Annotated in this window: 20 protein-coding genes and 1 pseudogene; 12 read left to right on the top strand and 9 right to left on the bottom strand. The window is 72.4% G+C overall.

The genetic code is table 11. The features are described from left to right. Positions 1–54: 54 nt before the first annotated feature. From ABZ532_RS16045 to ABZ532_RS16035, 3 genes and pseudogenes are all read right to left on the bottom strand, one after another. Positions 55–594: pseudogene (locus tag ABZ532_RS16045) on the bottom strand (MATE family efflux transporter); the annotation flags it as partial. Positions 595–1,359: 765 nt separating this feature from the next. Further along, positions 1,360–2,745 (bottom strand): MFS transporter, encoded by a 1,386-nt coding sequence (locus ABZ532_RS16040; RefSeq protein ID WP_361283063.1) that lies wholly within the window; start codon positions 2,743–2,745, stop codon positions 1,360–1,362. Positions 2,746–2,802: 57 nt separating this feature from the next. Beyond that, positions 2,803–3,198: a MarR family transcriptional regulator gene (locus ABZ532_RS16035; RefSeq protein WP_361283306.1), complete on the bottom strand. Its 396-nt coding sequence runs from the start codon at positions 3,196–3,198 to the stop codon at positions 2,803–2,805. A gap of 263 nt (positions 3,199–3,461) precedes the next feature. On the opposite strand from ABZ532_RS16035, the gene ABZ532_RS16030 reads away from it, so the two are divergent. After that, positions 3,462–3,668 carry a ribbon-helix-helix protein, CopG family gene (locus ABZ532_RS16030; protein ID WP_361283061.1) on the top strand — a complete coding sequence of 69 codons (207 nt, stop codon included), beginning with the start codon at positions 3,462–3,464 and terminating at the stop codon, positions 3,666–3,668. Between the two features lie 161 nt (positions 3,669–3,829). Here ABZ532_RS16030 and ABZ532_RS16025 read toward each other — a convergent pair whose 3' ends face one another. Further along, positions 3,830–5,311: an NCS2 family permease gene (locus ABZ532_RS16025; protein ID WP_361283060.1), complete on the bottom strand. Its 1,482-nt coding sequence runs from the start codon at positions 5,309–5,311 to the stop codon at positions 3,830–3,832. A 195-nt stretch (positions 5,312–5,506) separates the two neighbouring features. On the opposite strand from ABZ532_RS16025, the gene ABZ532_RS16020 reads away from it, so the two are divergent. From ABZ532_RS16020 to ABZ532_RS16010, 3 genes are all read left to right on the top strand, one after another. Further along, positions 5,507–5,788 carry a DUF2530 domain-containing protein gene (locus ABZ532_RS16020; protein ID WP_361283058.1) on the top strand — a complete coding sequence of 94 codons (282 nt, stop codon included), beginning with the start codon at positions 5,507–5,509 and terminating at the stop codon, positions 5,786–5,788. Positions 5,789–5,980: 192 nt separating this feature from the next. Further along, positions 5,981–8,458, top strand: coding sequence for a cation-translocating P-type ATPase (locus ABZ532_RS16015; RefSeq protein WP_361283056.1), 2,478 nt, complete (start codon positions 5,981–5,983; stop codon positions 8,456–8,458). 174 nt (positions 8,459–8,632) lie between these two features. Next, positions 8,633–11,137, top strand: a complete 2,505-nt coding sequence (locus ABZ532_RS16010) for a hypothetical protein (protein ID WP_361283054.1) — start codon at positions 8,633–8,635, stop codon at positions 11,135–11,137. A gap of 141 nt (positions 11,138–11,278) precedes the next feature. On the opposite strand, the gene ABZ532_RS16005 is transcribed toward ABZ532_RS16010, so the two are convergent. After that, a complete protein-coding gene (locus ABZ532_RS16005; RefSeq protein WP_361283052.1) occupies positions 11,279–14,515 on the bottom strand; it encodes a molecular chaperone Hsp90 in 3,237 nt (1,078 codons plus the stop codon). Between the two features lie 314 nt (positions 14,516–14,829). Here ABZ532_RS16005 and ABZ532_RS16000 point away from each other — a divergent pair, with 314 nt between their 5' ends. The 3 genes from ABZ532_RS16000 (at position 14,830) to ABZ532_RS15990 (ending at position 18,005) form a co-directional block, all read left to right on the top strand. Beyond that, positions 14,830–16,458, top strand: coding sequence for an LAETG motif-containing sortase-dependent surface protein (locus ABZ532_RS16000; RefSeq protein ID WP_361283050.1), 1,629 nt, complete (start codon positions 14,830–14,832; stop codon positions 16,456–16,458). Between the two features lie 129 nt (positions 16,459–16,587). Then, positions 16,588–17,256 (top strand): SigE family RNA polymerase sigma factor, encoded by a 669-nt coding sequence (locus ABZ532_RS15995; RefSeq protein WP_361283048.1) that lies wholly within the window; start codon positions 16,588–16,590, stop codon positions 17,254–17,256. Next, a complete protein-coding gene (locus tag ABZ532_RS15990) occupies positions 17,253–18,005 on the top strand; it encodes a hypothetical protein (protein ID WP_361283046.1) in 753 nt (250 codons plus the stop codon). Before ABZ532_RS15995 ends, ABZ532_RS15990 begins: the two co-directional genes overlap by 4 nt. A 432-nt stretch (positions 18,006–18,437) precedes the next feature. On the opposite strand, the gene ABZ532_RS15985 is transcribed toward ABZ532_RS15990, so the two are convergent. Beyond that, positions 18,438–19,346, bottom strand: a complete 909-nt coding sequence (locus ABZ532_RS15985) for a DUF3027 domain-containing protein (protein WP_361283044.1) — start codon at positions 19,344–19,346, stop codon at positions 18,438–18,440. 336 nt (positions 19,347–19,682) lie between these two features. Here ABZ532_RS15985 and ABZ532_RS15980 point away from each other — a divergent pair, with 336 nt between their 5' ends. From ABZ532_RS15980 to ABZ532_RS15965, 4 genes are all read left to right on the top strand, one after another. Further along, positions 19,683–21,047 carry an MFS transporter gene (locus ABZ532_RS15980; protein WP_361283042.1) on the top strand — a complete coding sequence of 455 codons (1,365 nt, stop codon included), beginning with the start codon at positions 19,683–19,685 and terminating at the stop codon, positions 21,045–21,047. A gap of 185 nt (positions 21,048–21,232) precedes the next feature. Beyond that, positions 21,233–21,712 carry a DUF2771 domain-containing protein gene (locus ABZ532_RS15975; protein WP_361283040.1) on the top strand — a complete coding sequence of 160 codons (480 nt, stop codon included), beginning with the start codon at positions 21,233–21,235 and terminating at the stop codon, positions 21,710–21,712. A gap of 17 nt (positions 21,713–21,729) precedes the next feature. After that, positions 21,730–22,431, top strand: a complete 702-nt coding sequence (locus tag ABZ532_RS15970; protein ID WP_361283038.1) for a futalosine hydrolase — start codon at positions 21,730–21,732, stop codon at positions 22,429–22,431. Further along, the gene (locus tag ABZ532_RS15965; protein ID WP_361283036.1) at positions 22,428–23,297 is read left to right on the top strand and encodes a 1,4-dihydroxy-6-naphthoate synthase; all 870 of its coding nucleotides are present in this window, start codon (positions 22,428–22,430) and stop codon (positions 23,295–23,297) included. The genes ABZ532_RS15970 and ABZ532_RS15965 overlap by 4 nt, the downstream gene beginning before the upstream one ends. Positions 23,298–23,372: 75 nt before the next feature. Here the strand turns inward: ABZ532_RS15965 and ABZ532_RS15960 are convergent, their stop codons facing one another. Continuing rightward, on the bottom strand, positions 23,373–23,756 hold the full coding sequence (locus ABZ532_RS15960) for a cold-shock protein (protein ID WP_361283034.1): 384 nt from the start codon (positions 23,754–23,756) through the stop codon (positions 23,373–23,375). Positions 23,757–24,039: 283 nt separating this feature from the next. Between ABZ532_RS15960 and ABZ532_RS15955 the strand changes: the two genes are divergently transcribed. Continuing rightward, complete coding sequence (locus tag ABZ532_RS15955) at positions 24,040–24,258, top strand: hypothetical protein (RefSeq protein ID WP_361283304.1); 219 nt, start codon at positions 24,040–24,042, stop codon at positions 24,256–24,258. On the opposite strand, the gene ABZ532_RS15950 is transcribed toward ABZ532_RS15955, so the two are convergent. Further along, the gene (locus ABZ532_RS15950; protein WP_361283032.1) at positions 24,213–24,854 is read right to left on the bottom strand and encodes an HAD hydrolase-like protein; all 642 of its coding nucleotides are present in this window, start codon (positions 24,852–24,854) and stop codon (positions 24,213–24,215) included. The two genes, ABZ532_RS15955 and ABZ532_RS15950, sit on opposite strands and share 46 nt — an antisense overlap. 99 nt (positions 24,855–24,953) lie before the next feature. Further along, positions 24,954–25,934: a hypothetical protein gene (locus ABZ532_RS15945; RefSeq protein ID WP_361283030.1), complete on the bottom strand. Its 981-nt coding sequence runs from the start codon at positions 25,932–25,934 to the stop codon at positions 24,954–24,956. Between the last annotated feature and the right edge of the window lie 49 nt (positions 25,935–25,983).

The raw sequence follows: 25,983 nt of genomic DNA, 5'->3' as shown, positions 1-25,983 counted from the left end.
CCCGTAGCACACGGCGAAGACGGCGAGGCTCGGCACCGTGTCCTTGATGGCGATCAGACCGAAGCCGAGCACCGCTTGCAGTGCGTCCAGGACGACCACGGCGAGGATCAGCGGGAGCAGGGAGGTCACCAGACCGCGGGGCTCCGGGTCATGGGTGAAGACCGAGACCACCGGGGAGCGGAACAGCAGGACCGCGGCACCCAGGGCGAGCACGGTCGCCAGCGCCACCTTCAGCCCGGCGACCACTCCGCGCCGCACTCCTGAGGCGTCGCCCGCCTTCACGTACGGGCCCATCAGAGGGATCGTCGCCTGGCCGATCGCGATCGCGGCCGTGAAGACCACGCTCACCAGGGAGGCGGCGATGCTGTGCGCCGCAGCGCTGCCGCTGCCGGCCCGGGCCGCGGCCAGCGCGAGCACGCCGAGCACGCCGAACTTGATGAGCACGGTCGCGGCGAGCGGCAGCCCGACCCGGGCGAGGGCCAGCAGCGCCCGGAGGTGGGGGCGCCCGATCCCCAGGCGTCGTCCGGCCAGAACCGTGGAGCGGCGCAGGGCCCAGTGTGCGACCGTGGCGCTGATCGTGCTGGAGGCCAGCATCGCGATACCCGCTCCCGTTGCCCCGAGCCCGTGCCACGACCCGGCACCGCCGACCAGCACGAGTGAGAGCACCACGGCCGTCGCCGTGCCCGCGAGACCGGCCCGCATCACCAGACTGGACCGGCCCAGGCCGATGAGCGCGGACGTGGCCGAGCTTCCGAGCGCGGCCATCAGCACGCTGCTCGCGAGCAGCGCCGGCAGTGCGCCCAGCTGCGCCAGAGTGCCGGCGGGCACACCGGACGCCCGGCCGGTCAACGGCACCGCCGCCACCGCCACGGCGCCGAGCAGCCCGGTGCCGATGCCCAGCCACATGCCGTCGCGGACCACGGGTACGAGCGCGTCGGGGTCGTTCTCCTTCGCCGCGATGAACGGCATCAGCCCGCGCATGGCACCGGCGACGGTCGCGGTGGCCGGCAGGGAGAACGCCAGGGTGAGGCCGAGGGCCGCCAGTGACGCCGTGCCGTGTCTGCCGAGCACGGCGGTGTCCACCAGCGCACCCGCCGATGACGCGATCATGGTCACGTAGAGAGGGAGCGCCGCCAGCGCGATGGCCCTGGCCGGGCCCCGGCTCCGCACCGGGCTCTTGTGTACCGGGCTCCGGCGCGGGCTCGGTAAGTCCTGCGCGGCCTGTCGCGGCATACCGGGGTTGTTCCGTTCTTCCGTGTTCCGACAGCGGGCGTTCGAGCGTATGCGAACGTCGTGCGACGTGAGGGAGACGCTCCCGCCCCGCACACCCCGCCCCCCGGCCCGCGGCGGCGGGCCCCGTCAGGCCGCCGCGGTGAGCTGCCGCTGCTCGCGCGGCACGAAGCGGACGCGGGGGCGGCCCTGCCGCAGGTCCACGCGCATCCGCAGGCCCCCGACCCGGACCAGGATCAGGCCGATCACGGCGGCGGCGAGCAGTGAGACCGCGCCGCCCGCGGCGAAGCCGGTGCGGGCGCCGTAGGTGTCCGTGATCCAGCCGACGATGGGTGCGCCCAGTGGCGTACCGCCGAAGAACACCATCATGTAGAGGCTCATCACGCGGCCCCGCATCGCCGGGTCGGTGGCCAGCTGCACCGAGGAGTTCGCGGTGACGTTGACCGTCAGACCGACCATGCCGAGGGGTACGAGCAGCAGCGCGAAGAGCCAGAACGACGGTGACAGCGCCGCCACGATCTCCAGGGCGCCGAACAGCGCCGCCGCCCCGACCAGCATCCGCAGCCGGGACGAGCCGCGGCGGGCGGACAGCAGCGCGCCCGCCAGGGAGCCCGCCGCCATCAGGGTGTTGAGCAGGCCGTAGCTGCCCGGGCCGACGTGGAAGACCTGGTCGGCGAAGGCCGTGAGCCAGATCGGGAAGTTGAAGGCGAAGGTGCCGACGAAGCCGATCAGCACGATCGGCCAGATGAGCTCGGGCCGCCCTGCGACGTACTTCAGCCCTTCGCGTAGCTGGCCCTTGCCGCGCGGGGCGCGCTCCAACTTGTGCAGCTCGCTGGTGCGCATCCGCAGCAGCGCGATGACGGGGGCCAGGAAGAACAGGCCGTTCAGCAGGAACGCCCAGCCGCTGCCCACCGCGCTGATCAGGGCACCTGCGACGGCCGGACCGATCAGGCGGGCCGACTGGAAGTTCGCGGAGTTCAGACTGACGGCATTGCGGATCTGGTCTGGGCCGACCATCTCGGAGGCGAAGGACTGCCGGGTCGGGTTGTCGACGACCGTGACCATGCCGAGCAGGAACGCGATCAGGTACACGTGCCAGACCTGCACATGGCCCGACAGCGTGAGGACGGCGAGCGCGAGCCCGCACAGCCCCAGCGCGGTCTGGCTGAAGAGCAGGATGTTGCGCTTGGGGTAGCGGTCGGCGATGACGCCGCCGTAGAGGCCGAACAGCAGCATCGGCAGGAACTGGAGGGCCGTCGTGATACCGACGGCGGCGGCGGATCCGGTCAGGCTCAGGACCAGCCAGTCCTGGGTGATACGGGCCATCCAGGTGCCCGTGTTGGAGACGATGGCTCCGGTGAAGAACAGCCGGTAGTTGCGGACCTTGAGGGAAGAGAACGTCCCGGAGGGGGAGGCGCTCTCCGGGGTCGGCCCCGGCTCGGCCTCGGATGAAGGGTTCGGGTTGCGGTGGGGGTTCGGTCCGGGTGCGGAGTCTGCTCCGGGTCCCGTACTCAAAAGGGCTCGCCTCCTTGCGCCGATCGGGTGAAGGTCCGGGGCCGTGGTCGGCTGTTGTCAGCTCCCGGACGGGGGTGTCAGATGCGCCAGCTTCTCCAGTACGGGGGCCGCTGCGCGCAGCTTGGCCCACTCGTCCTCGTCCAGACCCTCGGCGAGGGATGCCAGCCAGGCGTTCCGCTTACGGCGGCTCTCCTCGAGCATGGCTTCGGCCTGCTCGGTCTGGCTGACCACCTTCTGCCGGCGGTCATCGGGGTGCGGCTCCAGCCGGACCAGGCCCTTGGACTCCAGCAGTGCCACGATGCGCGTCATCGACGGCGGCTGCACATGCTCCCTGCGGGCCAGCTCACCGGGGGTGGCGGAACCGCAGCGGGCCAGGGTGCCGAGCACCGACATCTCGGTGGGGCTCAGCGACTCGTCGACGCGCTGGTGCTTCAGGCGCCGGCCCAGCCGCATCACGGCTGAGCGCAGGGAGTCCACCGCTGCCGCGTCCAGTGCGGTGGGGTCCACTCCGGCGGCCTCGGCCGCGGTGGTGGACGCCGCGGTGGACGCCACGGGACGGGAAAGGTCAGGCATGTTCATTAGCGTAACTCATTACGTAGCCTAAAGACCAACCGATTCCCGGCTGGCGCGTGAGGTGTGCGAGGGGTCACCCGAACGGGTGATAGGGGTCCGGAAAACGACGCACCGAGCGGTTCTGGCCAGAGACCCTGGCTGACATGGCATCGACAGTGCTCAGCCTGCGTATGGACGAGGAGCTGCTTGCCCGGCTCCGGAAGCATGCCGCCAAACGCGGCATGAGCGTCCAGGACTACGTGGTCCGGACGCTCATGCGCGACGACTTCGACGAGCGCTTCAAGGCGGCGGTCGACGAGACGGAGAGGTTCTACGGCCCGGGGTGCCGACCCGGGCGGGGCCGGGGCTGACCGGGGGGTCAGGGGCACCGGGAGGCCCGGGCCGGTTCACCCGATCAGGTGAGCCCCGGCCGCATGGGTTCGGGCCACGTGGGTCCCGGTCATGCGGATCGCGGCCGCATGGTCCCGGTTACGTGAGCCCCAGCGCCGGCATCGCGGCCGCATGGTCCCGGTTACGTGAGCCCCAGCGCCGGCATCGCGTAGTAGAAGACGAACACCGCTGAGACGACGTACATCGCCACCGGCACCTCGCGGCCCCGCCCAGCCGCCAGCCGCAGCACGGCGAAGGCGATGAAGCCGATGCCGATGCCGTTGGTGATCGAGTAGGTGAACGGCATCATCACCATGGCCAGGAACGCCGGGACCGCGATCGTGTGGTCGCTCCAGTCGATGTCCTTGACCGAACCCGCCAGGATCAGGAAGCCGACCGCCAGCAGCGCGGGCGTCGCCGCCTGGGACGGGACCATCGTGGCGAGCGGCGTGAAGAACAGCGCCACCGCGAACAGCGCTCCCGTGACGACGGACGCGAGGCCCGTCCGGGCGCCCTCGCCGACGCCCGCCGTGGACTCCACGAAGCAGGTGTTGGCGGAGGACGAGGTGGCCCCGCCGGCCGCCACGGCGATGCCGTCGACGATCAGCACCTTGTTGATCCCCGGGAACTCGCCCTTCCCGTCCACCAGCTTGGCCTCGTCGCCGACGCCGAGGATCGTGCCCATCGCGTCGAAGAAGCAGGACAGCAGCACGGTGAACACGAAGAGCGCGCCGGTGAGCAGGCCGACCTTGCCGAAACCGCCGAACAGGCTGACCTGGCCGACCAGCCCGAAGTCTGGGGTCGCCACCGGGTTGCCCGGCCACTCGGGGACGGTGAGGCCCCAGGCCGTCCCCGGCAGCCCCGCGACCAGCTGGATCACGACGGCGACGACCGTCATCACGACGATCGAGATCAGGATGGCGCCGGGCACCTTGCGGATCATCAGCGCGAGGGTGAGCAGCGTGCCCAGGACGAACACCAGCACCGGCCAGCCACCGAGGTGGCCGGTGAGCCCGAGCTGGAGCGGGACGGTGGTGTGGGCGGCGTCCGGGATCCGGGAGACGAAGCCCGAGTCGACCAGGCCGATCAGCATGATGAAGAGGCCGATACCGATGGCGATGCCCTTGCGCAGGCCCGGCGGCACGGCGTTCATCACGCGCTCCCGCAGGCCGGTCGCGACCAGCAGCATCACGATGAGACCGGCGAGCACGACCATGCCCATGGCGTCGGGCCAGCTCATCCGGGGGGCGAGCTGGAGCGCGACGACGGTGTTCACGCCGAGCCCGGCGGCCAGCGCGATCGGGACGTTGCCGATCACGCCCATCAGCAGGGTGGTCAGGGCCGCGGTGAGCACGGTGGCGGTGACCAGCTGGCCGCCGTCGAGCTGGTGCCCGTACATGTCCTTCGCGCTGCCGAGGATGATCGGGTTCAGCACGATGATGTAGGCCATCGCGAAGAAGGTGGCGAAGCCGCCGCGTACCTCGCGGGGGATCGTGGAGCCGCGCTCGGAGATCTTGAAGAACCGGTCGAGCGGGCCGAGGGGAGCGCCGGGGCGACCGGAGTCCGGCTGCTGTGGCGGCTGCTGCGGCTGGGCGTCCGCGTGGGCGGTGGCCGTGGGGGGCATGCGGGACCTCGTGAAGGGTTCTTGCCGAGTTCCTTGCGTGCCCTCGGGAGTTCCTTGGACGTTCATACGAAGGATTCGGGCCGGACATAAACCGCTTCAGTATGAACGTATAAGAGGAAGATCGGTATCTCCGCGCGTAGACGCCCGCAGGCAACGGCCAGTCGCCTGCCCGGGACGGCCGCCTACACTGACCGCATGGCGAAGTGGACCCCCAAGCACGAGGCACCCGAGCCCCTGGAGGGGCCCGTCGTCGCCACCATCACCGGCGGCACGATCATCTGGTTCGTCCTGTTCCTCGTGCAGCTCCCCTTCTACGGCTGGTTCGCGGAGCGCGAGCTCACCTGGTGGGTGTGGACCTGCCTGGCCGGGGGCGGTCTCGGGCTCATCGGCATCTGGTACGTGCGCAAGCGCGACGCGGCGATCAAGCGCGCCGCCCAGGCCGGGTCCGCCGCCGAGGACGGACACCCCGCGGTCTGACCCCGGCACGGCGAGGCGTCACCTGCGTGTCCCGCCCACTGCCCGACTGCCCGACCGGCATGAACCGGCATGACCGGCCCGAGTCCGACCGGCCTGACGGCCCGATAGCGGCCGCCTGCCCCGGCGTGACCCTGGCCTGATCCCGACGTTCTCGGCGGGTGAACCCGCCCGGCCCGCCGTACCGTCGAGAACATGACGCAACGGGCTGGGAGCGACGGCCCCGGGCCCACCACAGGCCGGGCTCTCATCGACGCGGGCGCGGAGCTCGACCCCGTGCACCCCGTCAAGCTTCCCGTCAGACACCGCCCCGGCGGGCTCACCGCCGCCGAAGTGGCCGAACGGGTCGCGCGCGGCGAGGTCAACGACGTACCGCTGCGCAGCAGCCGCTCCACCGCGGACATCATCCGCGGCAATGTCCTCACCCGCTTCAACGCGCTCATCGGCGTGCTGTGGGTGGTCATGTTCATCGTCGCGCCGTTCCAGGACACCCTGTTCGGATTCGTGATCGTCGCCAACACCGGCATCGGCATCATCCAGGAGCTGCGCGCCAAGAAGACCCTCGACGGACTGGCCGTCATCGGCGAGGCCAGACCCACCGTGCGGCGCGACGGGGTCGCCGCCGAGGTGTCCACGGCCGGGATCGTGCTCGGGGACCTCATCGAGCTGGGACCGGGGGACAAGGTCGTGGTCGACGGCGAGGTGGCCGAGGCGGACAGCCTGGAGGTCGACGAGTCCCTGCTGACCGGTGAGTCGGACCCGGTGCTGAAGCGGCGCGGCGACCAGGTGATGTCCGGCAGCTTCGTGGTCGCGGGCGGGGGCGCCTTCACCGCCACCAAGGTGGGCCGGCAGGCGTATGCCGCACAGCTCGCCGAGGAGGCCTCGCGCTACACGCTGGTCAGCTCCGAGCTGCGGTCCGGTATCTCCACCATCCTCAAGTACGTGACGTGGATGATGATCCCGACCGCGATCGGTCTGATCATCAGCCAGCTGGTGGTGAAGGGCGACAACATCAAGGACTCCATCGCCCGGACCGTCGGCGGGATCGTCCCGATGATCCCCGAGGGCCTGGTGCTGCTCACCTCCGTGGCCTTCGCGATCGGGGTGATCCGGCTCGGCCGCAAGCAGTGCCTCGTTCAGGAACTGCCCGCGATCGAGGGACTCGCAAGGGTCAACGTGGTCTGCCTGGACAAGACCGGCACGCTCACCGAGGGCGGGATGGACGTCACCGCGCTGCGCGTCCTGGACGGCTTCGACGAGGCGTACATACGCAAGGTGCTCGGCGCGCTCGGGGAGTCCGACCCCCGGCCCAACGCCTCGCTCCAGGCGATCATCGAGGCGTACCCGGACAGCGACGACTGGCGCTGTACGCGTTCGCTGCCCTTCTCCTCCGCCCGCAAGTACAGCGGGGCGGCCTTCAGCGAGGGCGACGGCCAGAGCTCCGCGTGGCTGCTGGGTGCGCCCGACGTGCTGCTCCCCCCGGACGACCCCGTGCTCGCGGACGCCGACGGGCTCAACGAGAAGGGGCTGCGGGTGCTGCTGCTCGCGCGTGCCGCCCGCAGGGCTCACACGGGCGGCACGGCGGACGAGCTGGACGCCCCCGATGTGGCCGCCGGCGCCCGCCCCGCAGCCCTGGTCGTGCTCGAACAACGGCTGCGGCCCGACGCCGCGGACACCCTGGCCTACTTCGAGGAGCAGGACGTCGCGGCGAAGGTCATCTCCGGCGACAACGCGGTGTCGGTGGGCGCGGTCGCCGGGAAACTCGGGCTGCCGGGCGCCGAGCACACCGTCGACGCCCGCCGCCTCCCCGCCGACCGGGACGCCATGGCCGCGGAACTCGACGCGAACGCGGTCTTCGGCCGGGTCACCCCACGGCAGAAGCGGGACATGGTCGACGCGCTCCAGTCCCGTGGCCACAACGTGGCCATGACGGGTGACGGCGTCAACGACGTGCTCGCCCTCAAGGACGCCGACATCGGGGTCTCGATGGGCTCGGGCTCGGAGGCCACCAAGGCGGTCGCCCAGATCGTGCTGCTCAACAACAGCTTCGCGACGCTTCCGTCGGTGGTCGCCGAGGGCCGCCGGGTCATCGGCAACATCACGCGCGTGGCGACCCTCTTCCTCACGAAGACGGTCTACTCGGTGCTGCTGGCGGTCCTGGTGGTCTGCTGGCAGGTGGAGTACCCCTTCCTGCCCCGCCATCTGACGCTGCTGTCCACCCTCACCATCGGAGTGCCGGCCTTCTTCCTCGCCCTCGCCCCCAACAAGGAGAGGGCCAAGCCCCACTTCGTACGGCTCGTCATGCGGTACGCGATCCCCGCCGGCGTGATCGCGGCGGTGGCCACGTTCCTCACCTATCTGCTCGCCCGCGCCCACTACGGGGGCCCGGACGCCCTGGAGGCGGAGACCAGCGCGGCGACCCTGACCCTGTTCCTGGTCGCCCTGTGGGTGCTGGCGATCATCGCCCGCCCCTACACCTGGTGGCGGCTCGGCCTTGTCCTGGCGATGGGCCTGGGCTTCCTGCTGGTGCTGGTGGTGCCCTGGCTCCAGGACTTCTTCGCGCTGAGGCTGGTGGGCACGGTCATGCCCTGGACGGCGGTGGGGATCGCGGTGGCGGCGGGGGTGGTGCTGGAGCTCGCGTGGCGGTGGGTGGACCGCCGCTTCCCCGCATAGCACCACCCGGCTGAGGACTTCCTGTGAAGGTTTAAGGTTCACCCGACGGTGATCGCTGTGATCAGTGTGATGACCGTCGTCGTCCGTGGCGCGGGGTGCGCCCGGCAGGGGAGGGGAGTTCCGCAGGGCATGGGGCAGATCGGGATTTGGCGAAGGACGAGAAGAACCACAGGGGTGACCCTGGCAGGGGCGCTCGCGGGGGCGGCCGTACTGCTGGTGCCCGGGCAGAGCACGGCAGCGGCGCCGGAGGCCGCGGCCGCTCCGGCGCCTGTGGCTGGTGAGCGGATCGAGGCGGTACGCGACGCGAACGGCAAGGCGTCCGGCTTCCGCGTCGTACCGGCACGGGCGGGCGGGCAACCGGGGCGATACGCGTACGGCACCACGGACGGAATGCTGAGGGTGCAGCCGGCCCAGGCCGACCGCGGACAGCCGGTGAAGGCCACGACGCTGCGCCTCGCGCCGGCCCGGAAGTCCGCCGCGCCGGTGGCGCGGGAGGCGCCGGCACGTGCCGCCGGCGGCACGTACTCCGTGCGGCTCCAGCTTGCGAACGCGGACCACTTCGGGCCGCTCATCCACGTCTGGAACCGCAAGACCTGGGTGTACTACGACGTCGACGAGGAGCAGTTCGACTCCTACGGCAGGGTCAGCCTGCCCCCGGGCGACTATGTGACGGTCGGTCTGTTCAGCAACTGGCAGCAGCCCGACCACCTCATCACCAGGACCTTCTCGGTGAAGGACCGCGGCCTGACGGTGACGCTCGACGCGAACACCGCCAAGGAGACCGGCATCACCACGGACGAGCCGACCGCGCGCCGGAGCAGCTCCTCGGTGTGGATCAAGACGCCGAACGGCGACATCGCGGGCTTCGCGGGCGGCTGGGGCAACAAGGTGTACGTCACGCCGTTCTCGATCCCCGGCATGTCCCTGCGCGTCCACGACGTCCTGACGAAGAGCGGCAGCGGCGCCAACAACCCGAGCCCGTACCGGTACGACCTCTACCGCCACTACGACGGCACCGTGCCCGCGTCGCCGCTCACGCGGGTGCTCACGGCGGACCTGGCGAAGACCACCACCAGCCTGCGCGCGATCGGCGGGACCACCACCGGCTGGATGCTGTCGGCCCCGGAGACCGACACATCCGGTGTCTACGTCGGGTCCACGGCCCGGGTCCCGTCCAGCGTCACCGAATACGCGACGCCGGGCCAGTCCTTCCACCGTCTCGTGAACTACGACGGCGGCCCCAGCTTCAGCACGGAGCCCCGCACCCTGCCCAAGGGGAGCAGCCCGGGCGAGAGGTTCGGCGCCGCGCCCCTCATGGTCCGCGCCCACGAGCCGTCCGGCACCCAGCTCCGCGGCACGAAGCTGTCGGTCTACGAGCCGTACGCCTTCAGCGACTCGTCCGGCCACGGCGGCGTGGACAGCGACGCGACCCAGGACCTCCTGCTCACCTCCAACGGCTCTACCGTCGCGGAGGCGAAGGACCTAGGCTTCCCCAAGCCCTGGACCGCGACGATTCCGACGGCGCGCAACCCCTACCGCCTCGTCCACACGGTCCGCAGCCACGCCGCCCCGTCCGCGCTGTCCACCCGGCAGACGACCGAGTGGGCGTTCATCGCGGACGGCTACAACGGCACCCCCTTCGAGACCGATCCGCCGCTGGTGGACGTGGACGTACGGGTCGAGGGGCTGGACATCCGCAACACCGCGGGTACCGCGTCCGCTCCCGTGACCGTCGAGGCGGTCGCCACCTCCCGTACGGACGGGGCCACGGCGACCCTGACGGCCCTGGAGTACTCGACCGACGACGGGGCGAACTGGACCGCCCTGCCCGTGCCGGACTCGGCTGACAAGGCCACGGCGGAGCTGGCGGTCCCCCAGGACACGCGGTACGTCTCGCTGCGGGTGAGCGGCAAGGACACCGAGAGCTCGACCGTCCGGCGCACGGTCATCCGGGCGTTCGCAGGACCCGCGCCCGCGGCAGCCGAGACCCGCGGCGCCACGAAGATCACCGACGTGGTCGTCAACGGCGGCCGCGTGATCGCCCCGCCCGTGTACGACGACCTGAACGCGGCGCCGTACACCGTGCGCTTCACCGCGTCCGACCCCGCGGGCATCGCGGAGGTCGGTGCCGTCCTCCACCGGGGCCCGTACGACCGCCCCGACGGCGTCCTGCGCGCCGGACCGGCGACATGCACGGCGAAGGACGCCACCACCTCCGTGTGCGAGGCACCGTTCACCATCAACGCCCTCACCCAGCTCGGCCGCAACAGCCTCGCGGGCGAGTGGAAGGTCGCGGCCTGGGCCCGCTCCCGCGACGGCAGGAGCTACACGGACCTGAACGGACTCGGCTCCGCGCTGATCCTGCGTCAGAGCCGGGTGACGATGAGCGCCCCGGAGCAGGCGACCAAGGGCAAGCTCTTCACGGTCAGCGGCATCGCCGGCATCTCCGACTGGTCCACCGGCCGGTGGCTGGCCCTGAGCGGCCAGCCGGTCCAGCTGGAGTACCGCAAGCCGGGTGTCTCCACCTGGAGCCTCGCCGCCAAGCGGACCGCCGACCCCTCAGGCATCGTCAAGGCCTCGCCGAAGGCCGCGTTCGACGCGAACTGGCGGTGGCTGATGCCGCGCACGGGCGAGATCGGGGCGGCCGCGTCACCGGTCTGGTTCATCGACGTGCGGTAGCGCCACGGACGTGGGCAGGGGCGCCGGTCATCCCGACCGGCGCCCCTCTGCCGTTTCCGTGCCGGGCCGGTGCACGGCGGGGGCCATACGGCGGTCGGTGCCCAGGGGACAGCGCCGAGACCCCGACCTCCACAACACGGCCTAGTCGAACCAGCGGTCCCTCGCCAGCTCCTCCGTCCGTGACGGGTCCTCCAGCAGGGCCGCCACCTCGAAGCGGCGCGGCCACTGGCCCGCCGCCCAGGCGAGGCCCGCGGCGACACCCTCCAGGGTGGCGGCGTGGATGACGCCGTCGGGGGTGCGGCGCCAGTCCAGTTCGGTGCCGCCGGCCAGGAGTTCCTCGTGCTCGACGTACGAGCGCGGGGTCGCCGGGCCCAGCAGGGCGTGGACCGAAGGGGGCACGTCGTGTTCCTCGCCCACCGTGGTCACCTCGGCGTCGACCGCCTCGCTGAGCCGTCCGACCTGGAACAGCTCCGCGAGGTCCGCCGCACGGTCCGGGGAGACCGGCAGCAGGGCGCGGCCGGCCGTCAGAGGCAGCAGGTCGGGTGCGTCGGCGACCAGGGCGTCCGACGCGTCCACCACCCGCACCTCGCCGTCGACCACCGCGCGCAGCTCGTCGGGGAGCGTCACCTGCTCCGGGTCGAGGTCGGCCAGCGCGGTGTAGAGGGCGTGCAGCTGGGCGGGGCCGACCGGGCGGTCGGGGTCGGCGAGGCGGCCGAGCAGTTCGGCGGCGCCGCCCGGTTCGTCGAGGAGGGCGGCGACGGAGGTGCGTACGCCCAGGGCGTGCAGGACCTGCTCGTCCTCGAAGCCCGTCGCGTCCGCCGAGTCATAGAGACCGAGCAGCAGCGGGTCACCGCCGGAGACCCGCAAGCCGGCCGGGCGTCGGCCGTCGAGCACCGGGTGGTCGCGCAGCCACCAGGCCGTGTACGGGCGGATGGTCTCCGTCGTGCCGTCCGGCAGCAGCACCCTGACCGGCTGGGTGAGCGCGTCCCGCAGCGGCGGCTGCGCGAGGAGGGCGAGAGCCTGGGGCCAGCGGTCGTCGTCCACCAGGTCCAGATCGCGGACGGCGACGATCTCCGTGGCCACGGGCGGCACGGGTGTGTCGGGCAGCCGGTCCAGCACGTCCTCGCACCACACGTCCACCGCGTCCAGCAGCCCCGCGTCGTCCGGTTCGGGGAAGTCCGCTTCCCGGGGGTCCAGTTCGTCGGGGTCGAGTACGACATCGGTGGCGCGTACGAGCGCGAAGTTGGCCAGCACCCCGCAGGCCGCGAGGGGCTGCTCGCCCCAGCGCTCGGCCAGTTCGGCCTCCACCAGGGCGAGTTCGTCCTCGCGCATCACGGACGCGAACGGGCTGCCCGGCAGCACCAGTTCGGCGGCCGGTGACAGCTCGCCGTCCTCGTCCGGCAGGGCGAGCGCGCCGAGCCACGGCTCGTCGCCCGGCTCCAGCCCCGCGTCCCGCACCAGCGTGAGCACGATCTCGGCGAGTTCGTCGGCGTCCGGTGCCGCGTCGTCGTCCCACAGCGGTGCCTCCGCGTCGTCGAGCGACGCCGCGACCGCCGCCCGCACCTGAGGTGTCGTCAGCACCGCCCGGGGGGTCGCGGGCAACGCGCCCAGCTTCTCCAGCAGGGGGTGGGAGGCCTCCGGATGCGCCACCTTCAGCCCGAACCTGGCCAGGCCCGCGGGGGTGTCGGGGGTCGGCAGCAGGACCTGGCGAGGGCCGATCGTGGTGCGGGAGCGCTGGGGGGCGGCGGGGGGTGCTTCGTCCGCCGCTTCGTCTGTTTCGTCGTCGGGGGAGTGGCCGCGCGTACCCGGAGCCGCGAGGGGTACCGGCAGCCCCGTGAGCCGCTCCGGGTCGACCCCGGCGAGGCTGTCGTACAGGCGCCACCACCACGACGGGTCCCGCTCGATCCCGGCGAGCCGGTCGACCGCCTCGGTCAGCGGGACGCGCGCGACACCGAGCGTGCGCAGCTCAACGCGCCGTTCGAGACCCGCCGGCAGCAGTGTAGGCAGCACGTCCGCCAGGACCCGTACGGTGTCGGCGCCCGCGCCCTCCACGATCTCGGCCTCCAGCGGCCGCAGCGCCGCCATGCCGTCAGCGGGGGACGGGGCCGACAGGGCTGACGGGTCGGACGGGTCGGCCGGGGCCGACGACGGGGCCGACGCGCCGGGGGCGGCCGGGGCGAGGAACGCGACGCGCGGCAGCAGGCCGAGGATCGCGGCCCGCAGGGTGCCGTCCAGCTCACCCTTGCCGAGCGGTCCCGGCACGAGGTCGATGGTGCCGGTGCTCACCGGCTGCCAGTCGCCGAGGAGTTCGGCGTACGCCTGTGCCGCGCGCTGCACCAGGAAGTCGGTGAGCGGACCCGGGGCGTGATGGCGGCGGGCGGTGTCGAGCGGGAGCGTCGCGATGAGGAGGGCGGGCACCCCGAGGGGCTCGTCCGTGGGTGTGGGGGCGTGGATGACGGGAGCGGTGGCCGGGTACAGCGGCGCCCCGTCGCCGTCCACGGGCACCGCCCACGTGACGCTCCAGTGCGGGCGCAGCCGCTCCTCCACCGGGCGCCCGGCGAGCAGCGCGGGGTCGAGGGCTCCGTGGTGGGTGACGACGCGCCAGCGGTTGACGCCGAGCGCGCTGTCCTCGATATGGACGTACGGGCCCTGCTCGCTGCGACGCAGCGTCCGCACCCCGTCCGGGGTCTCCACGACCACCTCGGTGAGGCCGGACAGCGCGAGCAGCAGCGCGTCGTCCACCCCCGCGAGCAGCCGGGCGACCAGGTCCTCGGCGGTGCCGTCGCGCAGCGGCAGGATCACCACAGTGTCGTAGCCGTCGGGCGCGGTGCCCTCGGCGGGCAGCGGAAGCCGCAGCAGCGGTACGTGCCCGTCGCGCCGGCGCAGCTCGTCGCCGAGCCCGGGGCTGCCCTGGGAGGCCTGCGCCGCCAGCCCGCGCGCCTCGGCCAGCGACCACCGGACACCGCCGTGCCGCCCGACCACCGCGGGCTCGTCGCTCACCGCCAGCACGGCGGCGAAGCCGACACCGAAGCGGCCGACCGCGCGCTGGTCGTGCTCCCGCTTGGCGGACGCGCGAAGGGTGCTCAGCGACTCGACCCCGGTGGCGTCGAGCGGCGCGCCGGTGTTGGCCGCGACGAGGGTGCCCCCGTGCAGGGTCAGCCTGAGCCGCCCGGGCACCCCGGCGCGGGCGGCCGCGTCGGCGGCGTTCTGGGCGAGCTCGACGATGAGGCGGTCGCGGTAGCCGCCGAGCGCGAGGTCCTCCTCGGCGTTGGCATCCTCCCGGAAGCGTGCGGGGCTGGCCCCCCACGCGTCCAGCACGCCGCGCCGCAGCCGCGCCGTCCCGAACGGGTCGGCACCCTCGGTCGTCCTGACGCTCACGCCCGTCTCCGCTCTCTGTGTCCGCGCTGACACCAGCTATGTGTCCCTGATACCGGTGTACCTCTGACCGCCTACCGGTGCGGCCTGAAGGTACCGCGTCATCTGCTGTGGCCCGCCTTCCCGCCCGTCTCGCACACCCCGAAAAAAACTTTCCGAACCACCTGCAACCTTGCCCGGGGCCGCACGTCTATCCCTACGAAGGCGGCAGTAGGGCCGACGGCACCGGGGGGACCGGGACGGGAGCCACCGCCGAGATCACTTTCAGCTTTTCCGGTTTTTCTCCGAGCCTGTGTATCCCTGGGGGGACCTGCATCATGCGTACGCACCTTTCATCCCGTTCTGTCACGGTCGCTCGTTCCGCTGTCGCCGCCGCCGCGGTGCTGCTCGCGGTGGTCACCCCGGTCGCCGTGCCGGGCGTCGCCTTCGCTCAGGCTCCGGGCGCGCCGGCCGCCGCCAGCGCGGGGGTCACGACCGAGCTCGACATGCAGGGAAGCTTCCGGATCGGTCAGCGCGTCTCCTTCAACGCGCACATCACCAATGGCACCGCCACCGCGCTGAAGGGTCAGAAGGGCCTGATCACCGTCGCCTACGGCAAGCACGTCAACGCCGAGCTCGAGCCCGTACCGGCCGACCCCTCCAAGGTCATCGTGGAGCACCTCTCGGGCGACGTCTGGGAGCGCCTGACGCTCAGCGAGGGCGGGAACAACGCGCTCCAGGCCACGTACGCCCTCAGCGGCACGGTGGCACCCGGTGCCGAGGCCCGGGAGCGCTTCCGGGTCACCATCGACCGGTCGATCCCGGCCGACCTGAACATGGGCGAGGTCGCCGTCGGCGCCCACACGGACGGCGCCGGCATGGACTCCATCGGCTTCGGCATGGCACGCACACAGGCCGAGGACCCCGACATCAGCATCAGCGGCATCAACGGCAAGCCCGAGCTGACCACCGGCGGCAGGCCCGTGGAGTTCACCGCCACCGTCACCAACAACACCGGCAAGGACCTCGGCCCCGCGGACGCTTTCTTCGTCGGCACCGAGTCCGGCGACCTCGATCCCGCGCACGTCACCTTCGAGCGCCGCGACCGCTCCGGTGTGTGGGCCCCGGTGCGCCTCAGCGAGCAGGACCAGGCGGTCTCGGGCGTCCTCGACAGCGGCACCCTCAAGAAGGGCGAGTCCCGCACCTACACCCTGCGGCTGGGCCTGACCAAGCACTTCCCGAAGAGCGCGAACCGCGGTGACTTCGAACTGATCAGCAGCAACGGCGGCGCCGGCTTCGACTTCACCGTCAAGCACCAGGAAGGTTCCGGCACCCCCGACCCGGCCGTGGACCGTACGTTCGAGATCATCACCCCGGGGCTCGGCGCCACCACCCCGCTCACCAAGGGCGGTGCGGCGAAGGAGTTCATCGCGACGGTCCGCAACAAGGGCAACGTCCCGCAGCAGGCGAACCTCGTCGTGGAGATCACCGACCAGGACGTCAAGCGGAAGCTCCAGGCAGGTGAGATCCGCCTGGAGCAGTACGTGAAGGCCGCCGCCGACGGCTGGAAGAACGTCAAGCTGGTCCCGTCCGGCGAGGGCGGCCACCTGATGGCGCAGGTGACTCCCGACGAACTGGACCTGGCCCCGGGCGGGTCCGAGAGCTACCGGATGCGGATCGCGGCGACCTCCGCGAACAAGGCGCAGGGCTTCACGCTCGGGATGGAGGTCCGGGCGTCGCTCTCCAGCCACCGGGTCAGCCGGCCGTTCACGGTGACCGGGGCGTCCTCGTCGGCCGCTCCGGTCCCCACCGCGGGGGCCGTGAGCGCGAACGAGACCACCCCGCGGGGCGGGCGCATGGCCGAGACCGGTGGCAGCGACTCCACGCCGCTGCTCATCGGCGCCGCGGGTGCACTGGTCGCCACGGGCGCGGCCTGGCTCCTGATCGCCCGCCGCCGCGCCCAGTAGGGCCGTGCGGGGCCGAACTCGGCCGGGCCGGGACGAGCGCACCGAGTACCATGCCCCGGCTGAAGATCGCGGGGGTGGGGATCGCCGGATGCTCCAGCGCGAACGACAGGTGGCTCCGGAGGTACGGCGTTGAACACATCCCTTGCTCTGCCCGGCCCCTGGCCGGCGGCCCGGCCCTGGTCCAGGCCCCGGCCCTGGCCGCTGCGGCTGCTGTTCTCCCTCGGCGCAGACGCGTCCGGCGGGCACCGGTCCGTCCACGGGGGGCGGACCGGCGCCCGCCCGACCGTCACGGATCTCTACCACTCGCACCGGTTGTCCATGGTGCGGCTGGCGATCCTCCTCGTCGACGACCTCGCGGCCGCCGAGGACGTCGTCCAGGACGCCTTCGTCGCCCTCTACAAGCGGCACGGTGAGACCCTCGACGACATCGACAACGCACTCGGCTACCTGCGTACCTCGGTGGTCAACACGGCCCGCTCGGCGTTGCGTCGGCGCAAGACGGCCCGGGAGTACGTGCCACCGCACGAGGCTGACGCGGCGTCGGCCGAGGACCAAGCCGTGCTGAGCGACGAGCACCGGCAGGTGCTCGTCGCTCTGAAGGACCTCACCTCCCGCCAGCGCGAGGTGCTCGTACTGCGCTACTGGTCGGACATGAGCGAGGCCGCCATAGCGGAGACGCTCGGACTGTCCCGGGGCGCCGTCAAGTCGACCGCCAGCCGGGCGCTGGACGCACTGGAACGCAGGCTCAAGGCCAACGACACACCGACGGCCCCGACGGCGGGGAGGGGAACCCGATGAATTCCGCAGACAGCGTCGAGGAGCGGCTCACCCGGGCCCTCTCGGCGCGCGCCGAGCAGGTCACCGTCCACTCACTGCGGCCCGCCGCACCGCCCCAGCCCAACTGGACGGCGCGTGGGCGCGGTCCGCTGCTCTTCGCCCTGGCCGCGGCCGTCACTGCGGTCGCACTCATGGGCACGGCGGTGGTCACCATGACCCAGCGGCCCGGCGACGCACCCGTGGCGGACCTCCCGCCCGGGGTCGTCTCCCCGGCGCCCACGGTCTCGCCCGACCCGGGCCCCAGCGGCGTGCCGCCGCAGTCGCCCACGGCGCCGGACGTCCCGGAGCAGCCGTCCAGCCGTTCGGTCACGATCGTCTACGGCCCGCCGGACCGCAGCTTCACCCTGCGCACGGGCGGTGGGACCGCGTCCCTCGACGCGACGGTCGCCAACAACGTCGGTGAGGCGGTGGAGCAGGCGACGGACGTCCTGACGATCACCCCCGAATCCGGCGGCACCCTCCCGGCCGGAGCCGTCAACGTCTCGCTGCGAGACCCCGCGACCGGCGCGTGGCGCCCGGTGGGCGGGGTCAGCGGCTCCGTCTACGAGGCGTACCTCTCCGGCGTGGCGGGCGCCCGCCTGGACGCCTCGGCGTCCCGTACGCACCGGATCCGTATCTCGCTCGGCGAGGCGTTCCCGGCGGGGGTCGGACGGCTGCGGGTGTCGCTCAGCAGCGACGGGGGCGAGGAGACGCTCACGCGCACGGGCTGAGCTCCGCGAGGGGCCTCGCGGCGCGGGACCGGGCTCGGTTTCGCGCGCGGGGCCCCGCTGGGTTCCGCGGTGTGCCGCACCGAGGTGGGCCGGAGTGTCCGTCCTCCAGAGTGCTCACACGCCGGACGGACCGGTCTCCCGTGCTTCCCGGCACCGCACGGGGTGGGGGCAGGCTCTACCCCGCACCCGCCGGCAAGGTGCCCGGTGAGGGCGCTGCACCCGGACGGGGCCTAGGTGTGCTGCGAAAGTCCCGCCTGGCACGCGACTCCCCCAGAGCTTCGCCTGGGAGGTGCCCCCAGCACGCACACTCGCTGCGTTGTCGGACTCATCCAAGACGTCCAGTACGAGGATGACCCTCCGCCTTGCGATCGCACGCACCAGACGCCGCGAGCCCCGCCTTCCGGGCGGACGGCGCTACTTCCGCAACACGCCCTAGCTGTGGCCCAGGTCGTCCGGGGACGCCGTGTCCGCGTGGTCCGGGACCGAGCCGCTGTCGGGGGCCGGGCGCAGGGGGAACTCGTCGGCGCGCATCGAGTCCAGTACCGGTGCCGCCGGGCGGGGCGGCTTCGGCATCACGGCTGCTTCGGAGTGCGCACCGCAGCCGTACGCCAGCGAGACCACCCGCCCGTCGGCGGGCGAGAACTCGTTCGCGCACACCCCGAACGCCTGCCCGAGCGACCCGCCCAGGGGCATCAGGAAGGCACAGGACACACAGGTGGAGGGGGCCGCCTGCGCCATCGGAGTCTTGGCGCCGTAGGCGTCCTCCCAGCGGTCTGCCGCCGTGTGCAGCCCGTACCGCGACAGCACCCGGGCGCGTCGCATACCGAGCTCCTCCGCGATCGCGCCGATGGCGCCGCGCGACGGGCCGCGGGAGACGATCTCGGCGTCCTCGGCGTCGACCCGGTCGGCCATCTCGTGCGACACCGCGGAGTTCGGCGGCGGCGCGTCCTCGCCCGAATACCCGGGCTCGAGGCGCATATCGTCCGCCTCGGTCGGCAGCAGGTCCCCGGGACCCAGGTCGCCGGGCCTGAGCCGCTCGCTCCAGGGCACCCACTCCGGTGCGAGCAGCGCGTCGGAGCCCGGCAGCAGCACGGCTTCGTCGATCGTGACGATCTTCGCGCGGGAGGCTCTGGCGACTGTCACCGCCCAGCGCCAGCCGCGGTAGCCCGGTTCCTTGCACTCGAAGAAATGGGTGACCACCCGGTCGCCCTCCGAAGCGACCCCGGTGTGCTCGCCCACCACCCCCGGCGCAGCCGCTTCCTCGGCCGCCGACCGGGCGAGGTCTACCGCCTCGGCGCACAGACGGTCGGGGGTACGGCTTCGCGTCGTCGCAGCACTCACAGGTCTCGCTTCTCTCCTACGCCGTCTCACGGGTGCGCGCCGGAGGATCCACGATGTACGGGCAGCGGGCGGAGCGGCTGGAATCCACCCGGGCCCCGGAGTGGGTCCGGAACACTGGGGGAGTGCCGCATCGACGTCCGCGCCCGGGCAATCGGTCCCGTGCGCACGCACCTACCATCACCCATTCTGCGGGATGACGAAGAGGCGCGCGGCCGAGAACCACCGCCGGTGGCGCGCTACGCACGCTACCCCCCTCCGTGCCGTACCGCCCACCTGCCCGTCCGAATAGCGGTTCATACCCGTTCCGGATGGCGGCGCGTAGGGCACTATGACGACGTGACAGCCGCGAGGTCGTCCCCCGTGCCCGGGCCGCTGAGCAGGACGGCCCGGTCGGTCGGGCGTGCCCTGCACTGGCCCTTCACCGGCGCGGCGCGCGGCATCCGCCGGGCCACACACGCGCACGGCGCGGGCGAGTCCGGGCTCGGCAAGCTCATCGAGCTGCACGCCGTGAACGGCGCGGGCGATGTCATGGTCACCGTGGCGCTTGCCGCCACCGTGTTCTTCGCGGTCCCCACGGACGAGGCCCGTGGCCGGGTGGCGCTCTACCTCGCCATCACCATGGCGCCGTTCGCGCTGCTCGCCCCTGTCATCGGCCCGCTCCTCGACCACATCCCGCACGGCCGGCGCGCCGCGATGGCGGCCGCGATGGCCACCCGCGCGGTGCTGGCCCTCACGATGTCGGGCGCGGTCGCCACGGGCGGCCTGGAGCTGTACCCGGCCGCACTGGGCGTGCTGGTGGCCTCGAAGGCGTACGGAGTCGTCCGCAGCGCCGTCGTGCCACGCCTGCTCCCACCCCGCTTCGCCCTCGTGAAGGCCAACTCGCGGGTGACCCTGGCCGGTCTGGTCGCCACCGGCATCGCCGCACCCATCGCGGCCGGGCTCCAGCAGATCGGGCCCGCGTGGCCGCTCTACGGTGCCTGCGCCATCTTCGTGGCGGGAACGTTTCTGGCGTTCACCCTGCCGCACAAGGTCGACTCCGCGAAGGGCGAGCACAAGGCGCACATGCTGACCCACGGCGAGCGGAAACCCAGTCTGCGCACCGTCGGGCCCTCCGTGCTGCACGGGCTCCAGGCGAACGCGGCCCACCGGATGCTCTCCGGTTTCCTGATCTTCTTCCTCGCCTTCCTGCTGCGGGTGCATCCGATGGCCGGGCAGAGCGCGGCGGCGTCCCTGGTGATGGTGGGCATCGCGGCGGGCGTCGGAAACGCCTGCGGCACGGCGATCGGGGCATGGGTACGGCACCGGCCGCCCGAGGTGATCATCGCGGCCGGGCTGATGATGGCACTGGCGGCCGCGGTGCTCGCGGCGGTCTTCTTCAGCCCGCTGATGGTGGCGGTGCTCGGTGCTGTCGCCGGGCTGACCCAGGCGCTCTCCAAGCTGTCGCTGGACGCGATGATCCAGCGGGACGTGCCGGAGGCGGTGCGGACATCGGCGTTCGCCCGTGCCGAGACGCTGCTCCAGATGGCGTGGGTGGTGGGTGGGGCGATCGGGATCGCTCTGCCGCTGAACGGCGTGCTCGGCATGTCGGTGGCGGCCGCGATCCTCGCGACGGGCGCGGTGCTGGCGCTGCGCGGCCTGGTGGTGGCCTCCCGGCGCAGCATGCCGCCGCCGCGAACGGTGCGGGCGGTACGGGTGAGGTGAGCGCGGCGCTGCCGGCTGCGGTGGCGCCTGCTGCTTGTGGTGTGGAGACGCCTGAGTCACGTGGTGCGGTGATGCCTGAGTCACGTGGTGCGGTGATGCGTGTGACGCATGTGGGGGACGCGGGCCGCCGCGCCACGCCGCACCCCCGCGCGGCGGGACACCGGGCGCCCGATAGCCTTCGGCCCATGACCGTTGCGTTCTCTTCCGGCAAGCGCCGCCGGGCCGTCGCCGCCCTCGGTGCCGTGTCCGCCGGCCTCCTCGTACTCTCCGCCTGCGACAAGCCGACGCCGCTCGCGACCGTGACGGTCGGGTCGAACTCGGTCAGCACCGAAGCGGCCTGCTACAACGACGGCGAAGCCATCAAGGAGTCGCTGATCCAGGGCTGCCTCAACAAGAAGACCGGCAAGACCGTCGAGGTCAGCTCGGACGAACGGGTCCGCTTCGGCGTCGAGCCCGAGGTGGCCGAGAACGGCTGGACGCTGTTCATCGGCGGCCAGCAGGCCGAGCAGGAGCCGTACCACAAGACGTACCGGTCGATCCCCGCCAGCGCGTTCTTCTCCACCCAGACCGGCGAGGCGACCAACACGGCGCAGGTCAGCATCGTGGAGACCACGGGCAAGCGGCTGACCGGCATCTGGCACTTCACGCTCAAGAAGGAAGGCTGAGCCGAACGGGCTCGCCCATGCACGTACTCGTCGTGACCGCGGTGCAGGCGGAAGCGGACGCCGTTGCCGCCGGGCTGGTGTCCGCCGGCGGCGGCACCTCCCTCCCGGGCGGGTACGTCCTGAGCCGCTACGGGGGCGGGGACGGCTGCACCGTCACCGTCGATGTGCTGGCCGGGGGTGTGGGCCCGGCGGCCGCCGCGGCGGCCACGGCGACGGCGCTGACGGCCGCGACCTACGACCTGGTGGTCTCCGCGGGCATCGGCGGCGGCTTCGCCCCGACCGCCCCGCTCGGCGCGATCGTCGTCGCGGACGCGATCGTCGCCGCCGATCTCGGCGCCGACACGCCCGACGGCTATCTCACCGTCGACGAACTCGGCTTCGGCCGCTCCGCCCATGCCCCGTCCCCGCTCTCGGCACCGCTCGCCAAGGCCCTGGACGCGGTACACGGCCCCGTGCTCACCGTGTCCACGGTGACCGGGACCGCCGCCCGCGCCGCGGAGCTGACCGCACGTCACCCGCGGGCCGCCGGCGAGGCGATGGAGGGTTTCGGGGTCGCCGAGGCCGCTGCGGCGCACGGCGTCCCGGTCACGGAGATCCGCGCCGTGTCGAACGCCGTCGGCCCGCGCGACCGCGCCGCCTGGCGGATCGGCGAGGCCCTGGAGGCCCTGCGGAACGCGTTCGCCAGGCTTGGACCCGCGCTCGAGGAGGAGGCCCGATGACACCGAGCACCACCCTCAAGATCGCCTACTCGCCCTGCCCCAACGACACGTTCGTCTTCGACGCGTGGGCACACGGCCGGGTCCCCGGCGCGCCCCGTCTCGACGTGACGCTGGCCGACATCGACATCACCAACGGCATGGCCGAGCGCGGTGAGTCCGATGTGCTGAAGGTGTCCTACGCGGTGCTGCCGTACGTGCTCGACGAGTACGCGCTGCTCCCCTGCGGCGGTGCGCTGGGCCGGGGCTGCGGGCCGCTGGTGCTGACCCGTGAGCCGGGGCCGGGCACCGGCGCCGCGGCACGTCTCGCGGGCAGGACGGTCGCCGTGCCGAGCGAGCGCTCGACGGCCTATCTGCTGTTCCGGCTGTGGGCGGCGGACATGGTCCCCGAGGGCGTCGGGGAGATCGTCGTGCTGCCGTTCCACGAGATCATGCCCGCCGTGCGGGACGGCAAGGTGGACGCGGGGCTCGTCATCCACGAGGCGCGGTTCACCTACCCGAACTACGGGCTGCACTGCCTCGCCGACATGGGCGAGCACTGGGAGTCCACCACCGGGCTGCCGATCCCGCTGGGCGCGATCATCGCCAAGCGCTCGCTGGGCGTCGGAGCCCTGGGGGTGCTGGCCGAGGCGGCCCGTACATCCGTCCGTATGGCCTGGGACGACCCGCTGGCGTCACGGCCCTACGTACTCGAACACGCCCAGGAGATGGACCCCGCGGTGGCCGATCAGCACATCGGCCTGTACGTCAACGAGTTCACCGCGGATCTGGGGGAGCACGGATACGCGGCGGTCCGCGGGCTGCTCACCCGCGCCGCGGCGGAGGGTCTGGTGCCGCCGATCGCGCCGGAGGCTCTGACGTTCCCGTGAAAGCGTTCCGGCCGTGGGGCTCGTGCTGCCCCACGGCCGGATTTCTCTGCCTGCAAGTCCCTGGACCGGACGGACCTAGACGTCGAGTTGGTCGGCCACGGCACGCAGCAGACCCGCGATCTTCGCGCCGTGCGCCTTGTCGGGGTAACGGCCCCGTTCCAGCTGAGGCGTGATGTTCTCGAGCAGCGTGGTCAGGTCCTGCACGATCGACGCCAGCTCGTCGGGCTTGCGGCGCTGCGCGGCGGCGACGGAGGGGGTCGGGTCCAGGATGATCACCGAGAGCGCCTGGTCTCCGCGCTGACCTGCGACAACGCCGAACTCCACTCGCTGCCCGGGCTTGAGGCCGTCGACTCCGTCAGGAAGCACCGACGAGTGGACAAAGACGTCGCCGCCGTCGTCGCGGGAGAGAAAGCCGAAGCCCTTCTCGCTGTTGAACCATTTGACCTTGCCGGTAGGCACGTCTGTCCTCGTCCTCGTACTCGTCGGGAAACTAGGGAAACTGTGGTAAATACGGAAAACTGGTCTGAAAACTGCTCTGGATAGCACTACAGCGGGTCGTTGCCTGACCCGCCACCAACCAAGGCTAATGGTCCCGGGCCCGCTGACAAGACGTCCCCGGTGATTCCTGTGCGCTGGGAACTACCCTGGTCGAGTGACTCTCGAAACCCAAACGAATTCATCCGGTTCGGCCGGTTCAGCCGCCAGTTCAGGCGCCGGTTCGGCGACAGGGCCCGGGGACGGGCTGGTGCGTGCCGGCGGGATCGTATTCATCGTCGGAGCTGTGGCCACTCTTGTCACAGTGGCCCCATTGTTTCTCGGCACGGAGCCGTTTCCTCCGATTGCCTACGCCGTCTGCATGCTGATGGGCCTGGGGTTCCTCATCGCGGGAGCGGGGATACTGCGGGCGATCGCGATTCAGCGCCGTGAGGCGCGGTCCGTGTCCCGGTCCGCCGCCGCGTAGGCGGCGAGCCACTCGGGGAAAGCGGTGAGGTCCGGAAGCACCACATCCGCACCGGCCGCCCTGAGCTCGTCCGCCCCACAAGGCCCCGTCGCCACGGCGACGGACAGCGCACCCGCGGTCCGGGCACCGCGTACATCCCCGATGTGGTCGCCGACGTACACCCGCGCCCGGTGAGCCCGCAGCGCCTCCGCCTTGGCCTCCGCCCACAGCCACCCGATCAGCGCGTCCGGTTCGATGCCGAGGTGGTCCAGGTGCAGCCGGGCGCTCGGCTCGTGCTTGGCGGTGACCACGATGGCCTGCCCGCCGACCGCCCGGACGGCGGCGATGGCCTCACGGGCACCCGGCATCGCGGGGCTCGGGGCTATGGCGTGGAGGGCGTAGATCTCCCGGTAGCGGGCGGACATCTCCTCGACGCGGTCCGCGGGGAACCAGCAAGCGATCTCCTGCTCGAGCGGCGGCCCGAGCCGGGACACGGCGAGGTCGGCGTCGATGGGGACCCCGGTCTCGGCGGCCAGGGCGAGGTAGACGGTGTGGATGCCCGGACGTGAGTCGATGAGGGTCATGTCGAGGTCGAAACCGACGGTGAGGGGCTGCATGGTGCCATTGTCCGGGGGCGGGTCGCCCGGTGTCCCCGCACCCCGCGGTGGGCACTCCGGACGCCGTCACGGGCACCGCGACACCCCGTGACCGGACGGTCAGGACCTGCGGGCGCGATGGACCAGATACAGCGCCGTCGCGATCGCCGCGCCTCGTACCACCCACGGCCATGTCCCCGTGAGGACATCCGCCATGGCGTCGCCGCCGGCCGGGATCGGTTCGCCCCAGCGGCCGTTGACGCGCCCCCACAGCCAGACCGCGGTGCCACCGGCGACCACGCCGGGGAGGCCGAGGACCGCCCATTTCGCCTGGGTGCGACTGAGGGCGCGGGAGGCGTAGGCGAGCAGCCAGCCGAGGCCGAGCGTCAGCCAGGAGCCGAGGATCGTGCCGATGGCCAGCAGGGCGGCGGCGACGAGGAGGAGCGGGCTGCCGAGCGAGCGCCGGGCGGCGGGTGCCCCGACCGCCTCCACGCCACCGCGATGACGGCGCAGCCGGGTCAGCCACCGGTGCCGGGCGGGCGCGGACGGCTCGGCGTCCGCTTCCGCCGCTTCCGCCGCGTCTGCCCCGTCCGCCTCCGCGTCCTCGACCGGCGGGGGCTTCAGTATTTCGGGGATCTCCACGCCGCCGACGAAGCCGCCGATCGCGCTGTCACCCGGCTCGGGCCCGATGCGCCACCAGTCGGGTTCGCCGTCGGACGAGCCGAGTTCGTCCATCCCGGCCAGGTGCGGTGGCGACGCGGCGGACTCCGAAGCCCTGCGCGGACGCGGCACGCGCGGCGGCCGGCCCGGGGCGATCCTGCTGGTCCTTGCTGTTCCGCTGACCTCGCTGACCTCACTGGTCCCACTCGGACCGTCGGGCGACGCCGCCGCCACCACCTCGTCCGGCGTGCCGAGGCGTCCCAGGATGCGGCGTACGGTCGCCGGGCTGTCGGCGCCCTGCTTCGCACGCTGCCGGTCGATCTCGCTCCGCAACGACGACACGAGCTGCATCCTGGTCCCCGAGGGCAGCTGGTGCCGCTGAGCCAGGTCGCCGACCCGGCTCAGATAGTCGAAGACAAGCTGGTCGCTCTCGATCCCCACGGCCGCCCTTCCGCAGCGCGCCCGTACCGGTGGGCGCCCTGGCCCGACG

It is taken from the genome of Streptomyces sp. NPDC019396, from assembly GCF_040632375.1.
Taxonomy (GTDB): Bacteria; Actinomycetota; Actinomycetes; order Streptomycetales; family Streptomycetaceae; genus Streptomyces.
This window is presented reverse-complemented; position numbering and strand designations above follow the sequence as displayed.

What these genes read in the sequence shown, in the direction of transcription:
- ABZ532_RS16035 (WP_361283306.1), bottom strand. Translation starts at nt 3,198, where the DNA reads ATGCGGCTGGGCCGGCGCCTGAAGCACCAGCGCGTCGACGAGTCGCTG.
- ABZ532_RS15975 (WP_361283040.1), top strand. Translation starts at nt 21,233, where the DNA reads ATGACCGTTGCGTTCTCTTCCGGCAAGCGCCGCCGGGCCGTCGCCGCC.
- ABZ532_RS16025 (WP_361283060.1), bottom strand. Translation starts at nt 5,311, where the DNA reads ATGCCCCCCACGGCCACCGCCCACGCGGACGCCCAGCCGCAGCAGCCG.
- ABZ532_RS15950 (WP_361283032.1), bottom strand. Translation starts at nt 24,854, where the DNA reads ATGCAGCCCCTCACCGTCGGTTTCGACCTCGACATGACCCTCATCGAC.
- ABZ532_RS15965 (WP_361283036.1), top strand. Translation starts at nt 22,428, where the DNA reads ATGACACCGAGCACCACCCTCAAGATCGCCTACTCGCCCTGCCCCAAC.
- ABZ532_RS15990 (WP_361283046.1), top strand. Translation starts at nt 17,253, where the DNA reads ATGAATTCCGCAGACAGCGTCGAGGAGCGGCTCACCCGGGCCCTCTCG.
- ABZ532_RS16020 (WP_361283058.1), top strand. Translation starts at nt 5,507, where the DNA reads ATGGCGAAGTGGACCCCCAAGCACGAGGCACCCGAGCCCCTGGAGGGG.
- ABZ532_RS16000 (WP_361283050.1), top strand. Translation starts at nt 14,830, where the DNA reads ATGCGTACGCACCTTTCATCCCGTTCTGTCACGGTCGCTCGTTCCGCT.
- ABZ532_RS16030 (WP_361283061.1), top strand. Translation starts at nt 3,462, where the DNA reads ATGGCATCGACAGTGCTCAGCCTGCGTATGGACGAGGAGCTGCTTGCC.
- ABZ532_RS16015 (WP_361283056.1), top strand. Translation starts at nt 5,981, where the DNA reads ATGACGCAACGGGCTGGGAGCGACGGCCCCGGGCCCACCACAGGCCGG.
- ABZ532_RS15970 (WP_361283038.1), top strand. Translation starts at nt 21,730, where the DNA reads ATGCACGTACTCGTCGTGACCGCGGTGCAGGCGGAAGCGGACGCCGTT.